Source organism: Pseudomonas edaphica (assembly GCF_965277385.1).
Taxonomy (GTDB): Bacteria; Pseudomonadota; Gammaproteobacteria; order Pseudomonadales; family Pseudomonadaceae; genus Aquipseudomonas; species Aquipseudomonas edaphica.
This window is the reverse complement of record NZ_OZ255725.1, coordinates 2,858,541-2,871,746: the sequence shown is the minus strand read 5'-3', so window position 1 is coordinate 2,871,746 and position 13,206 is coordinate 2,858,541. Positions and strand designations below refer to the sequence as shown.

Here is a 13,206-nt window from a genome sequence, read left to right as displayed (position 1 = left end):
GCCCAATGATTTTGCGGAGCTGGTGATGGCCGAACGTAAGGTATCCGTCGAGCGCGACACTCTGGAAACCCAGATCAAAGCCTCGATCAACCTGGATGGCACCGGAAAGGCCCGATTTGATATCGGTGTACCTTTTCTTGAGCACATGCTGGACCAGATCGCCCGTCATGGGCTGATCGACCTGGATATCGTCAGCAAGGGCGACCTGCATATCGACGACCACCACACGGTGGAAGACGTAGGCATCACCCTCGGCCAGGCGTTTGCCAAGGCCATCGGCGACAAAAAAGGCATCCGTCGCTACGGTCACGCCTATGTCCCGCTGGATGAAGCGCTGTCGCGTGTGGTCATCGACTTCTCCGGCCGCCCAGGCCTGCAGATGCATGTGCCGTATACCCGCGCCACCGTGGGCGGCTTCGATGTCGACCTGTTCCAGGAATTCTTCCAGGGCTTCGTCAACCACGCACTCGTCAGCCTGCACATCGACAACCTGCGCGGCACCAACACCCACCACCAGATCGAAACCGTGTTCAAGGCATTCGGCCGCGCACTGCGCATGGCCGTAGAGCTGGATGACCGCATGGCCGGGCAAATGCCGTCGACCAAGGGCGTTCTGTAATGCAGACGGTCGCGGTTATCGATTACGGCATGGGTAACCTGCACTCGGTGGCCAAGGCGCTCGAGCACGTGGGCGCCGGCAAGGTGCTGATCACCAGCGACGCCAATGTGATTCGCGAAGCCGACCGCGTGGTGTTCCCCGGCGTCGGCGCGATTCGCGATTGCATGGCCGAGATCCGCCGCCTGGGCTTTGACAGCCTGGTGCGCGAAGTCAGCCAGGACCGCCCGTTCCTCGGCATCTGCGTGGGCATGCAAGCCTTGCTCGACAGCAGTGAAGAGAACGGCGGCGTCGACTGCATCGGCCTGTTCCCTGGCCAGGTGAAGTTCTTTGGCAAAGACCTGCACGAAGACGGCGCGCACTTGAAAGTGCCCCATATGGGCTGGAACGAAGTCAGCCAGACCGTCGATCACCCGCTGTGGCACGACATTCCGGACCTGGCGCGTTTCTACTTTGTGCACAGCTACTACATCAATGCTGGCAACCCGCGCCAAGTGGTGGGTGGCGGGCATTATGGCGTCGACTTCGCCGCAGCGCTGGCCGACGGTTCGCGCTTTGCCGTGCAGTTCCATCCGGAGAAGAGCCATACCCATGGCCTGCAATTGCTGCAGAACTTCGCCGCGTGGGATGGTCGCTGGTAATGGCCAAGAAGCCGAAGCCGCCGATCTTGAACCTCACGCCCGAACAGGAGCGTGAGGCGACCGACAAGATCAAGCGTTTCATGGAGGACCGCTTCGAGCTCAAGTTGGGCTCGTTTGAGGTCGCCGAGATTCTTGAGCTGTTCACCACCGAAGTGGCGCCGCACTATTACAACAGGGCGATTTTCGACACGCAGACGCTCCTTAAAGAAAGGTTCGAAAGCATCGAAAGCGACCTGTGGTCGCTCGAAAAAAGCAGCTGAAAGCTCCAAGCTTTAAGCTGCAAGAATTGATACGCGTGCTTGCTTGCAGCTTATAGCTTGCAACTTGCAACTCTTTTGACGAAGGAAAAAGCATGCTGATTATCCCCGCTATCGATCTCAAGGACGGCGCTTGTGTACGCCTGCGCCAAGGCCGCATGGAAGACTCCACCGTGTTCTCCGATGACCCGGTGAGCATGGCTGCCAAATGGGTAGAAGGGGGCTGCCGTCGTCTGCATCTGGTGGACTTGAACGGCGCCTTCGAAGGCCAGCCAGTCAATGGCGAAGTGGTTACCGCCATCGCCAAGCGCTACCCGAACCTGCCGATCCAGATCGGCGGCGGCATTCGCTCCCTGGAAACCATCGAGCACTACGTCAAGGCTGGCGTGAGCTACGTGATCATCGGCACCAAGGCCGTGAAAGACCCGGCCTTTGTCGCCGAAGCCTGCCGCGCGTTTCCGGGCAAAGTCATCGTGGGCCTGGACGCCAAAGACGGTTTCGTCGCCACCGACGGCTGGGCGGAAATCAGCACCGTGCAGGTCATCGACCTGGCCAAGCAGTTCGAAGCCGACGGCGTGTCCGCCATTGTTTATACCGACATCGCCAAAGACGGCATGATGCAGGGCTGCAACGTGCCGTTCACCGCTGCGCTGGCCGCTGCAACCAGGATCCCGGTGATCGCCTCCGGTGGCATTCACAACCTGGGCGATATCAAGTCGCTGCTGGACGCCAAGGCGCCCGGCATCATCGGCGCCATCACTGGCCGCGCGATTTATGAGGGCACGTTGGATGTGTCCGAGGCTCAGGCTTTGTGTGATGGCTACGCGGCCAACTCCAAGTCGTAAGCCGCAAGCTGCAAGTAAAAGCAGATCTGCTTTTACTTGCAGCTTGTAGCTCAAAGCTTGCAACTCTTATCGGAGATAAGCCCATGGCGCTGGCCAAACGCATCATCCCTTGCCTGGACGTCGACAACGGTCGCGTGGTCAAGGGCGTCAAGTTCGAGAACATCCGCGATGCCGGTGACCCGGTGGAAATCGCCCGTCGCTACGATGAGCAAGGTGCCGACGAGATTACCTTTCTCGACATCACCGCCAGCGTCGACGGCCGCGACACCACCCTGCATACCGTCGAGCGCATGGCCAGCCAAGTGTTTATCCCGCTGACCGTGGGCGGTGGCGTGCGTACCGTGCAAGACATCCGCAACCTGCTCAACGCCGGTGCGGACAAGGTCTCGATCAACACCGCTGCCGTGTTCAACCCGGAGTTCGTCGGCGAAGCCGCGCAGCACTTCGGCTCGCAATGCATCGTGGTCGCTATCGACGCCAAGAAGGTGTCCGGGCCGGGCGAAACCCCGCGCTGGGAGATCTTCACCCACGGCGGTCGCAAGCCGACCGGCCTGGACGCGGTGGAATGGGCGATGAAGATGGAAGCCCTGGGCGCCGGTGAAATCCTGCTGACCAGCATGGACCAGGACGGCATGAAAAACGGCTTCGACCTGGGCGTGACCCGCGCCATCAGCGATGCGCTGGGCATTCCGGTGATCGCCTCCGGCGGCGTCGGCAACCTGCAGCACCTGGCCGACGGCGTGATCGAAGGCCACGCCAGTGCGGTGCTGGCGGCGAGCATTTTCCACTTTGGCGAATACACCGTGCCTGAGGCCAAAGCCTATATGGCCGCGCGCGGTATCGTCGTTCGCTAAACGCTGCTGGACACCCTGGCAGGCGCGGGGCACTCTCTGCGCTTGCCATGGATTCCGGTAGCCTTCATGTTCAAGACCCTTCTGCTTGCTCTCGCCAGTACGTCCATTCTGTTGACGGGCTCGGCTCACGCCGAAGAACCGTCTGACGCCTCCCTGGTGTTGCTGACGGAAAACTTCCCGCCTTACAACATGGCGAAAAACGGCAAGAACTTCGCCAAGGAAGAAAACATCGAGGGCATCGCCGTCGATATCGTGCGCGAGACGTTCAAGCGTGCGGGCATTTCCTACAACCTGACTCTGCGTTTCCCTTGGGAGCGCATCTACAAACTCGCCCTGGAAAAGCCCGGTTACGGCGTCTTTGTGATGGCGCGCCTGCCGGACCGCGAAGCCCTGTTCAAATGGGTCGGCCCCATCGGCCCGGATGACTGGGTGATGCTGGCCAAGGCCGACAGCAAGATCGAGCTGACAGACCTTGAACAGGCTCGTCGATACAAGGTCGGCGCCTACAAAGGTGACGCCATTGCCGAGACCCTGGAAAAGCAGGGCCTTAACCCCATCGTTGCGCTGCGTGACCAGGACAACGCGCAAAAACTGGTGGATGGGCAGATCGACCTGTGGGCCACCGGTGATCCGGCGGGCCGTTATCTGGCTCGCCAGGTGGGGGTGACCCAGCTGAAAACCGTGCTGCGCTTCAACAGCGCCCAGTTGTACCTGGCGCTGAACAAAGACGTGCCGGATGAGGTGGTGGCCAAGCTTCAGGCGGCACTCGAGCAGTTACGGGGTGAGGGTGGTGTCGATCAGATCATGGCCCGTTACCTCTAGTTCGGGCTCTGCTTGAGGTGACTCATCAGGCAGCACCTCTGCGTTTGGAGACTCGCTCATGTACACGTGGTCACCATTGGTATAGCTGGCGGTGCTTGAAACCTGACTGCCGTCCTGTCGCAGCAGGCGGTATTCGCTTTGGACAAGGTACGCCGCAACGGCTTTTTTCGGCGGAACATAAGTGATGATTTCCAGCGACGAAGCCTGGTCCCAGCCTTTCGCCGAGCGCTGCGTGTGTGTGAAGTCGCGATCCAGGTGCGCCGAAAAACTCAATTCAAAGACGTGTTCGCCCACCGGCCACTCTTTGCCCAGACCGATACTGGTGTTGGCCGCCAGTGCCTTGGCAGTCCCGCTTAGTTCACCTTTCGCGGCCGTCCACATGAATGGCTGACTGGTAGCTTCGGTGTTGTGCCCAAAGCCGACACACAGGTGGCGGTCCGTGCGCTCCAGGCGGTAGGTGGGCGATGCCTGAAACTGTTCGATCACGGCCAACTCCGGGTCTTTGACACAGAACCATGGCAGCTCACACACCTGAGGCGCGTGGACGGACTCATCATTGCCCGGGCTTTCGTACCCGCTGAGCGTGGGCGGTGGCGGCAGGTCGTGCAGTTGCGCTGTCAATGTCAGGCGCAGTGAATAGGTCTCAAGGCTTGGCTTGGCATAGTCGCCATGGCCTATGAAGGTGCCGGGGGCGAGGTATATTTCGCCGGCGGGAGCATTGGGAGGTGTCACCGACCAGAGGCTTAAGTCGTTGGTGGCGCCGCTGCCTTTATCGTCCCAGATCAATTCGCCCGTTTGAGCGGCCATCACCAGGTCTTTTCGCACGCACCGCACGGCATGGCGTGAGGGTTTGTCGTAGTCCACGCCGTACACCAGCCCCATCGCCACATAGCCCTCTGGCGGCAGCGGGCGCCAGATAGATGCATTGCTCAGCGCTCCGGAGCCTTCATCCTGCCACACCAATTGATAATCGACGGGCGCACGCAGGGCCGTGCCGTCGACGTTGTTCGCGTCGCTGACGACGGCGACAACGTTGCCGTGGTTGATATTGCGATAGTGGTCGACCGCAATATCACCCAAGGTAAAAAACGGTCTCAGTGCATCGGAGGCGGTGCTCGGCCGCCAGAGGCCGACGGCTTTGTGCGCGCCCGACCCCTTGTCGTTCCACAGCGGCAGAAACTCGCTGGTAAAGCTGATGAGCAGGTCATTGAATTGCAGAGGCTTCATGGAGGGCTCTCCAGTTGATGGGAGCATCAACTATCGAGCAGTGCACTCGGCGCCGAGCGGTAACTATCTACGCGCCGGAAGATACGTCCCGTTTTTACCGTGTGCAGCCATGGCTAGGTTGCTGCGCACGCTGATCATCAACTTGATATCAATCCAGTCGATGCCCTGGGCCTTGAGCTTGGGCAACTCACGCTCCAGTACCGCCAGCGTTTGCGGGTAAGGGTGGCCGATCATCACCACCGAGCCCTGCCTGTGCGCCAGCTTGATCGCGGTTTGCAGTTGTGTGGCAATCGCCGCTTCGGTGCGTTCGTCATCCAGGAAAACATCCCGCGACACATGCGCCAGCCCGATCTTCTGCGCCTCGGCGGCAGCGACGGTCTGTGCGCTGGTGCGGCTGTCGACAAAGAACTTGTTGCGCCGTTGCAGCTCGGCCATCAGCCACGCCATCGCCGCTGGCTGGGCGGTCATGCGGCTGCCCATATGATTGTTGATGCCGGCGGTATAGGGCACAACCTTGAAGGCGGCGTCCAGGCGTTTGCCGAGTTCTTCGATGGACAGGTCGGGGTGCCAGGCGAACGGGCCGGTGGCCGGGTCCATAGGCATATGCAGGATCACGATCTTGCCGGCCTTGTGCGCCTCACGGGCAAATTCGGCGGCGTGGGGCGTGTCGGGCATGATCGCCGTGGTCACCGGCCCAGGCAGGGCCAGCACACGACGGTCCCTGGGCAGGTTTTGTCCCAGGTCGTCGATGATAAGGGTCAGGTAGGCTTTTTGCGGCTCGCCTGCAGGGGTCGCATGGGCGACGCCTGCCAGGCTGCACAGCACAGCGATGATCAGGGCAAAACGCATATCAACGGCTGCGCGTAATGCTCAGGCCTTTAAGCAGGCTCAGCGCCTGGGCCAGTTGATAGTCGTCGTCCTGCGGCATCGGCTTGGCTTTGCTGCCGCTGCCGGTCGGCTGGTCGGCGCCGCCGTTGCCATTGCCCAAGTGACCTTGAAGGTCGGCCTCTTTGTAGTACTCGCTGTCGACCTCGTTGGTGATCTTGGCCCTGCGCACCTCGATGTCCGGCACGATGCCCTGGGCCTGGATCGAGCGACCGTTCGGCGTGTAGTACAGCGCCGTAGTGATCTTCAGTGCGCGGTCATTGTTCAGCGGCAATACGGTTTGCACCGAGCCTTTGCCGAAGCTGGTGGTGCCCATCAGCACGCCGCGTTTCTGGTCTTGCAGGGCGCCGGCGACGATTTCCGACGCCGAAGCGCTGCCGCCGTTGATCAGCACGGCCAGTGGCACGCCTTCGCTCAGGTCGTTGCCGGTGGCCGAGAAGCGCAACTCGGAGTTGGCGATACGGCCTTTGGTGTAAACAATCAGGCCTTTGGTGATGAAGTGGTCGACCACTTCAACCGCCGACTGCAGCACGCCGCCTGGGTTGTTACGCAGGTCGAGCACGATGCCGTTGAGTTTCTTGCCGTTGTCTTTGCGCAGTTTGGCCAAGGCCTTGGCCACTTCGTCGCCGGTCTTGACCTGGAACTGGGTGATACGGATGTAACCGTAGCCCGACTCCAGCAGCTGGCTCTTCACGCTCTTGACCGTGATGGTCGCGCGGGCCAGGGTCACGTCAAACGGGTTGCCGCCGTCGCGTACCAGGGTCAGGGTGATTTTCTGGCCGAGCTTGCCGCGCATCTTGTCGACGGCTTCGGTCATGGTCTGGCCACGGGTTGGTTGGCCGTTGATCTTCACGATCAAGTCGCCGGCCTGAATGCCCGCCTTGGACGCAGGCGTGTCATCGATCGGCGAGACCACTTTGATCTGGCCATCTTCGGAGCCGACTTCGATGCCCAGGCCGCCGAATTCACCGCTGGTGCTTTCCTGCAGCTCGGCAAAGTCTTCCGGCCCCAGGTAGGCGGAGTGCGGGTCGAGGTTGCTGAGCATGCCCTTGATGGCATTTTCCAGCAGGGTCTTGTCGTCTACGGGTTCGACATAGGCTGCCTTGATCCGGTCCATGACCTCGGCAAAGGTACGCAGCTCGTCCAGCGGCAGCGGTGCCTTGGTGGTCGCTGCGGTGGCGGCGGGTGCCGGTGCAGCCTGGTCGGCAAAAGCCAGCGGCGCGCCGATCACCAGGGCGATCGTCAGGGCCAGCGAAGTGAGGCGGGACAAATGCAGCATGTCGAACGAACTCCTAATGTAGGTGCAGCCCTATCCTTGGGAACGGCACCATTGTGCAGGGTCGCTCGGGCGGCCCTGCTGACGAATAGCGAAGTACAGCGCCGGGGTGTCCTGGCCACCACTGTTACCGACAGTGGAGATGGACTCACCGGCTTTTACAACATCACCTGCCGACTTGAGTAATGTCTGATTGTGGCCGTAAAGGCTCAAATAGCCATTGCCGTGGTCAAGAATCACCAACAAACCGGCCCCGCGCAGCCAATCGGCAAACACCACACGGCCACCGTGAACGGCGTGGACCTGGCTGCCGGCGGCGGCGCTGATCATCACCCCATCCCACTTGGCGCGGGTGTCATCGCCACGGGTTTCACCAAAGCGTGCCAGCAGTCGACCATCAACGGGCCATGGAAGTTTGCCGCGGGCTGAAGCAAAAGGGCCGCCGAAGTTCTCGCCGGAGCTGGAAACCAGCGGCCCGGGCGCTGCACGCGCCGGTTTACGCGGCGCTGGCGCGTCAGTGGTAGCGGCCAGCTCGGCTTCACGCTGGCGCTTTTTTTCCGCTTCCTGCTGGGCGATCAGCGCCTTTTGCCGCGCTTCTTCAGCCTCACGTGCCTGGCGAGCCAGGGTTTCCTCGATGGTTTTGAGCACTTTGCCCAAGTCGGCCTGGTCTTGTTCGCGGGCCTGCAGCTTGGCGTCGCGGGCCTTCACGTCATTGTTGAGCTTGGCCAGGGCTTGCTGGCGCTCCTTGCGCACCTTGTCCAACTGGTCGCGCTGAGTGTCGAGGGCGGTTTTCTGATCCATCAGTTGCGACTGCTGGTCGGCGATTTCCTGCTCGACATTGGCCAACTGGCGCAGGGTTTCATTAAAACCCTTTAATTGTGCCAGGCGCGCCTTGCTCAGGTAGTCGTAGTAAGTGAGGGTGCGCGCGAATTTCTCCGGGTTCTGCTGGTTGAGCAGCAGCTTGAGGTATTCCTGGCGGCCGCTCTGGTAGGCGGCGCGGGCCTGGATCGCGATCAGGCGTTGCTGTTCAACGCGTGCGCTCTGGAGTTTTTTTTTCTCAGCGTCGAGTCGCTCCAGTTCCGACTCGCTCTTCTTTAATTCTTTTTGTAGCTCCTGGACCTGCTTCTCGAGCTTGCCCATCTCGGTTTCCGTGCCGCGCAGGTCTTTCTGCACCCCGGATTTTTCTTCCTGGAGCTTGCCGAGCAGCTTTTTCAGCTCGGTAATGTCCTGACGCGTAGCGTCCAACTGTTGTTGGGTTTGTGCGCGCTCATCGGCAAACGCCGGTTGGAGCAGGCAGACAAGAGCGAGGGAAATCAAGGCGCGAAGCATAGAGGCGGGCGACACCAGGGAAATGGACGGCCTAGTATGCCCGCCAAGCGCCGCAAAAAAAACGCCCAATTCGGGCTGGAAGGCAAGATAGGTGCCGAGTGGCGGTGGTATGGCAAAAAGACATACTGAAAAGCACCGCGCGCCCCCCCTGTGGGAGCTGGCTTGCCTGCGATGCGGACACCTCAGTGATTCAGAGGTACCGAGTTGATGCTATCGCAGGCAAGCCAGCTCCCACAGGGGGGGCGCGCGGTGCTTTTGAGGGTTAGACCAGAATCGAAGTACCGGTCATCTCTTTCGGCTTCTCCAGCCCCATCAGTTTCAGCATGGTCGGCGCTACGTCCGCCAGCACGCCGCCTTCACGCACTTTCAGGTCGCGCTTGCCGACATAGATGAACGGCACCGGCTCGGTGGTGTGAGCGGTGTGGGCCTGGCCGGTGGATTCGTCGGACATCTGCTCGCAGTTGCCGTGGTCGGCGGTGATCAGTGCCTCGCCGCCGACTTTCTCCAGGGCGTCGACGATACGGCCGACGCACAGGTCCAGGCATTCTACGGCTTTAACGGCCGCTTCCAGGTTGCCGCTGTGGCCGACCATGTCACCGTTGGCGTAGTTGACCACGATCACGTCGTAACGCTGGTTGTCGATGGCATCGACGATTTTGTCGGTGACTTCAGGCGCGCTCATTTCCGGCTGCAGGTCGTAGGTGGCGACTTTGGGCGACGGGATCAGGATGCGTTCTTCGCCCGGGAACGGTTCTTCACGGCCGCCGGAGAAGAAGAAGGTCACGTGGGCGTATTTCTCGGTTTCGGCGATGCGCAGCTGGGTCTTGCCGTTTTTCGCCAGGTAATCGCCCAGCACGTTTTCCAGGCTGCCCGGGGCAAAAGCTGCCGGGGCCGGGATGTTGGCGGCGTATTGGGTGAGCATGACGAACTCGACCTTCGGCTGGCGGGCGCGCTCGAAGTCTTTGAAACCGGCGTCAACGAATACATGGCTCAGTTCGCGGGCACGGTCGGCGCGGAAGTTCATGAACACTACGGCGTCGCCGTCTTCCACTTTCACCGGCTCGCCGATGGTGGTGGCTTTGACGAACTCATCGCTCTCGCCACGCGCGTAGGCGGCTTCCAGGCCTTCCTGGGCGGTGGCGGCGTTGAATTCGGCCTGGCCGTCGACGATCAGGTTATAAGCCTGGGAGACACGGTCCCAACGGTTGTCGCGGTCCATGGCGAAGTAACGGCCGACCAGGCTGGCGATACGGCCCTTGCCAAGCGCGGCGAAGGTGGCGTCGAGCAGTTCGATGGACGACTGCGCGCTTTTAGGTGGGGTGTCGCGGCCGTCGAGGAAGGCGTGCAGGTAAATCTTGTCGGCGCCGCGCTTGAAGGCCAGCTCGGCCATGGCGACCAAGTGATCCTGGTGGCTGTGAACGCCGCCGTCGGACAACAGGCCCATGAAGTGCACGGCCTTGCCGGCTGCGACTGCTTTATCCACCGCCGCGCAGATGGTCGGGTTCTCGAAGAACTCGCCGTCGCGGATCGATTTGGTCACGCGTGTGAAGTCTTGGTATACCACTCGTCCGGCGCCGAGGTTCATGTGGCCGACTTCCGAGTTGCCCATCTGGCCGTCCGGCAAGCCTACATCCATGCCGGAACCGGAAATCAGGCCGTTGGGTACGGTGGCCGTTAGGCGGTCGAGTACCGGCTTGTTGGCCGAGTACACGGCGTTGTCGTGGTGGCTTTCACTGTGTCCGAAGCCATCGAGAATTATCAGGACCAAAGGTTTAGGCGTGGTAGTCATAGATCCTCTCGCGGCGGTAATAAAGGAAGGCAATCTAAAAGGGAGTAGCAGTTTAAAGCGAAGTTCCGACCACGTCACCGCTTTACGGGGGTTGGCCGCCCCTGACGGCTGTGTATACTTACCGCCATTTTAACGCCCTGGAACCTCCTTGATGGTTGATCACCTGATTGCATTTGCCACTGCCCACTACCTGCTCGCGGGTGCCTTCGTCATCCTGCTGGCGCTGCTGATCGCTCATGAAATGAGCCGCGGTGGCCGCAGCCTGAGCACGTCGGAGCTGACCGCACTGGTCAACAAGGATGAGGCCGTTGTCGTGGATATCCGCCCGGCCAAGGATTTCGCCGCCGGCCATATCGTCGGCGCCCTGAACATTCCACAGGACAAGCTGATCGCCCGTTTGCCCGAGCTGGAAAAACACAAGGCCAAGACCATTATTCTGGTCGACGCCCAAGGCCAGCACGCCGGCACCCATGCCCGCGAGATGCTCAAAGCCGGTTTCACCGCCGCCAAACTGTCCGGCGGTATTGGCAGCTGGAAGGCCGATAACCTGCCGCTGGTGAAGTGATATGAGCCAGGTTGTCGTTTACTCCAGCGATTGGTGCCCCTACTGCATGCGGGCCAAGGCCCTGCTTGAGAAGAAGGGCATTGCCTTCGAAGAGATCAAGGTCGACGGCAAACCCCAGGTGCGCGCCGAAATGACCAAGAAAGCGGGACGCACGTCCGTGCCGCAGATCTGGATCGGTGACAAGCATGTCGGTGGATGCGATGACCTGTTCGCTCTGGAGCGCGCCGGTAAACTCGATGCGCTGCTGCTCGTCTGACTCCTAAACCCTAAAAGACCCCAAGATCAAGAAGGATCTGCGATGACTGACCAACAGAACACCGAAGCAGCAGAAGCTCAAGGCCCACAGTTTTCGCTGCAGCGGATCTACGTGCGTGACCTGTCGTTCGAAGCGCCGAAAAGCCCGGCCATCTTCCGCCAGGAATGGACCCCAAGCGTTGCGCTGGACCTGAACACCCGTCAAAAGGCTCTGGAAGGCGACTTCCACGAAGTCGTGCTGACCTTGTCCGTGACTGTTAAGAACGGCGAAGAAGTAGCCTTCATCGCTGAAGTGCAACAGGCTGGTATCTTCCTGATCCAGGGCCTGGACGAAGCGTCCATGAGCCACACCCTGGGCGCGTTCTGCCCGAACATCCTGTTCCCGTATGCCCGTGAGACCCTGGACAGCCTGGTCACCCGTGGCTCGTTCCCTGCGCTGATGCTGGCGCCGGTGAACTTCGATGCCCTGTACGCGCAAGAGCTGCAGCGCATGCAACAGGAAGGTTCGTCGACTGTTCAGTAAGTTGACGCGATAAAAAATGTGGGAGCGGGCTTGTGTGGGAGCTGGCTTGCCTGCGATAGCATCACCTCAGTATCACTGATACACCGAGGTGACTGCATCGCAGGCAAGCCAGCTCCCACACAGGTCTGCTCCCACATTTTGTTTATGCGTTACTTGAAGCCGAGCTGGCGCCAGCCTTCGTAAACCGCGACGGCTACAGTGTTGGACAAGTTCAAGCTGCGGCAACCCTCGCGCATCGGCAAACGCAGACGATGGCCATCGGGCAAAGCATCAAGCACCTCGGCCGGCAGGCCACGGCTTTCCGGGCCGAACAGGAAGGCGTCGCCTTCGGCAAAGCTGGCATCATGAAACGGCCGCGAGCCCTTGGTGGTGAACGCGAACAGCCGTGGGTGGCCGAGGCTTTCCAGGCAACTGGCCAAATCGGCGTGGCGCTTGAGCGTGGCGTACTCGTGGTAGTCCAGCCCGGCGCGGCGCAGGCGTTTGTCGTCCATGTCAAAGCCCAGCGGCTCGATCAAATGCAGGTGGCAGCCACTGTTGGCGCACAGCCTGATAACGTTGCCGGTATTCGGCGGAATTTCTGGTTGAAAAAGGATGACGTGAAACATGCACGGCTCCGAAGGCAAAGATGCGTTGCATTCTACCCCTGAAGACGACCCAAGGCCGAAGCTATTGCCACGGGTGATGGGCTCACTGGCGATTGTTGGCTTGATGATCGGGCTGATGATCGGTCGCCTGACCACGCCGGATCCGGTTGAGTTGCAGCAGGTAGAAACAGCGGCAGACGGCGTGGTGGTGTGGTTCAACAGTGAACCCAAGCTGCACGGCGAACATATCGACGGCACCGTGGCGCTGCTGTTCGGCGCGCAAGGCAAGGCTGCCAGCGGGCAACTCAAGGTCAACGACAAGGACGTGAATTGGCGCGTTCGCAAGACCGATGGCGGCCTGCTGCTGAACCTGGTGGCGGCTCGGCCGTTGCGCGGGGAATGGAAAGGGGAGAAGGCCGAGGGTCGCTGGCGGCTGCAGATCCATCTGCGCGAGGAATAAAAGAGGGAGTTCCCGGCCTGCCTGTACCAGGGCTCCCAAAACGGGGTGAAGCCTTGCAAGGCTTCGGTGTTAAAGAGGGAATCCCCGGCCTGCCTGTACCGAGGTTCCCGAAACGGGTGTGGGGCGCGACGCGATCCGCATCAAGCACCCCGGGTGTAAAGAGGGGATTCTCGGCCTGCCTGTACCAAGGTCCCCGAAACTGGGTGATGTAAGGGTTATTGCAGGGCGCGTGCCAGAAGTTGCAATGTGTGCCAAAAAATTTCGCCAGAAAGCGCAAA

The 13,206-nt window shown here is 60.8% G+C and carries 16 protein-coding genes; 10 read left to right on the top strand and 6 right to left on the bottom strand.

Going from position 1 to position 13,206, the window contains the following annotated elements:
• The first annotated feature begins 25 nt into the window (after positions 1-25).
• The 6 genes from hisB to ACQY47_RS12985 all read left to right on the top strand — a co-directional run bounded on the left by hisB (position 26) and on the right by ACQY47_RS12985 (position 4,035).
• Positions 26-619 carry an imidazoleglycerol-phosphate dehydratase HisB gene (gene hisB / locus ACQY47_RS13010; RefSeq protein WP_017138645.1) on the top strand — a complete coding sequence of 198 codons (594 nt, stop codon included), beginning with the start codon at positions 26-28 and terminating at the stop codon, positions 617-619.
• Entirely contained in the window at positions 619-1,257 is a 639-nt protein-coding gene (gene hisH, locus ACQY47_RS13005; protein WP_017138644.1) for an imidazole glycerol phosphate synthase subunit HisH, read from the top strand. Before hisB ends, hisH begins: the two co-directional genes overlap by 1 nt.
• Complete coding sequence (locus ACQY47_RS13000; protein WP_122305409.1) at positions 1,257-1,517, top strand: DUF2164 domain-containing protein; 261 nt, start codon at positions 1,257-1,259, stop codon at positions 1,515-1,517. The genes hisH and ACQY47_RS13000 overlap by 1 nt, the downstream gene beginning before the upstream one ends.
• A 92-nt stretch (positions 1,518-1,609) precedes the next feature.
• Entirely contained in the window at positions 1,610-2,359 is a 750-nt protein-coding gene (gene hisA / locus ACQY47_RS12995) for a 1-(5-phosphoribosyl)-5-[(5-phosphoribosylamino)methylideneamino]imidazole-4-carboxamide isomerase (protein ID WP_122718177.1), read from the top strand.
• Positions 2,360-2,442: 83 nt separating this feature from the next.
• On the top strand, positions 2,443-3,213 hold the full coding sequence (gene hisF, locus ACQY47_RS12990; RefSeq protein WP_017138643.1) for an imidazole glycerol phosphate synthase subunit HisF: 771 nt from the start codon (positions 2,443-2,445) through the stop codon (positions 3,211-3,213).
• A 66-nt stretch (positions 3,214-3,279) separates the two neighbouring features.
• Complete coding sequence (locus ACQY47_RS12985) at positions 3,280-4,035, top strand: substrate-binding periplasmic protein (RefSeq protein ID WP_395600390.1); 756 nt, start codon at positions 3,280-3,282, stop codon at positions 4,033-4,035.
• On the opposite strand, the gene ACQY47_RS12980 is transcribed toward ACQY47_RS12985, so the two are convergent.
• The 5 genes from ACQY47_RS12980 to gpmI form a co-directional block, all read right to left on the bottom strand.
• The gene (locus ACQY47_RS12980) at positions 3,988-5,262 is read right to left on the bottom strand and encodes a Vps62-related protein (RefSeq protein WP_428557208.1); all 1,275 of its coding nucleotides are present in this window, start codon (positions 5,260-5,262) and stop codon (positions 3,988-3,990) included. The genes ACQY47_RS12985 and ACQY47_RS12980 overlap by 48 nt on opposite strands.
• Positions 5,263-5,325: 63 nt before the next feature.
• Positions 5,326-6,111 (bottom strand): divergent polysaccharide deacetylase family protein, encoded by a 786-nt coding sequence (locus tag ACQY47_RS12975; protein WP_428557207.1) that lies wholly within the window; start codon positions 6,109-6,111, stop codon positions 5,326-5,328.
• Position 6,112: 1 nt separating this feature from the next.
• Positions 6,113-7,426, bottom strand: a complete 1,314-nt coding sequence (locus ACQY47_RS12970) for a S41 family peptidase (RefSeq protein WP_170039035.1) — start codon at positions 7,424-7,426, stop codon at positions 6,113-6,115.
• 30 nt (positions 7,427-7,456) lie between these two features.
• A complete protein-coding gene (locus ACQY47_RS12965; RefSeq protein ID WP_017138638.1) occupies positions 7,457-8,752 on the bottom strand; it encodes a murein hydrolase activator EnvC family protein in 1,296 nt (431 codons plus the stop codon).
• A 262-nt stretch (positions 8,753-9,014) separates the two neighbouring features.
• On the bottom strand, positions 9,015-10,541 hold the full coding sequence (gpmI, locus tag ACQY47_RS12960) for a 2,3-bisphosphoglycerate-independent phosphoglycerate mutase (RefSeq protein WP_428557206.1): 1,527 nt from the start codon (positions 10,539-10,541) through the stop codon (positions 9,015-9,017).
• 151 nt (positions 10,542-10,692) lie between these two features.
• Between gpmI and ACQY47_RS12955 the strand changes: the two genes are divergently transcribed.
• Genes ACQY47_RS12955 through secB form a run of 3 tightly spaced genes read left to right on the top strand, consistent with a single transcriptional unit; the run spans position 10,693 to position 11,884 of the window.
• Positions 10,693-11,106 carry a rhodanese-like domain-containing protein gene (locus ACQY47_RS12955; RefSeq protein WP_017138635.1) on the top strand — a complete coding sequence of 138 codons (414 nt, stop codon included), beginning with the start codon at positions 10,693-10,695 and terminating at the stop codon, positions 11,104-11,106.
• 1 nt (position 11,107) lies between these two features.
• Entirely contained in the window at positions 11,108-11,362 is a 255-nt protein-coding gene (gene grxC, locus ACQY47_RS12950) for a glutaredoxin 3 (protein ID WP_017138634.1), read from the top strand.
• Positions 11,363-11,404: 42 nt separating this feature from the next.
• Positions 11,405-11,884 carry a protein-export chaperone SecB gene (secB, locus tag ACQY47_RS12945; protein WP_012721755.1) on the top strand — a complete coding sequence of 160 codons (480 nt, stop codon included), beginning with the start codon at positions 11,405-11,407 and terminating at the stop codon, positions 11,882-11,884.
• Positions 11,885-12,033: 149 nt separating this feature from the next.
• On the opposite strand, the gene ACQY47_RS12940 is transcribed toward secB, so the two are convergent.
• Positions 12,034-12,489, bottom strand: coding sequence for a tRNA (cytidine(34)-2'-O)-methyltransferase (locus tag ACQY47_RS12940; RefSeq protein ID WP_003171120.1), 456 nt, complete (start codon positions 12,487-12,489; stop codon positions 12,034-12,036).
• On the opposite strand from ACQY47_RS12940, the gene ACQY47_RS12935 reads away from it, so the two are divergent.
• Entirely contained in the window at positions 12,488-12,928 is a 441-nt protein-coding gene (locus ACQY47_RS12935; RefSeq protein WP_017138633.1) for a hypothetical protein, read from the top strand. The genes ACQY47_RS12940 and ACQY47_RS12935 overlap by 2 nt on opposite strands.
• Positions 12,929-13,206: the final 278 nt, after the last annotated feature.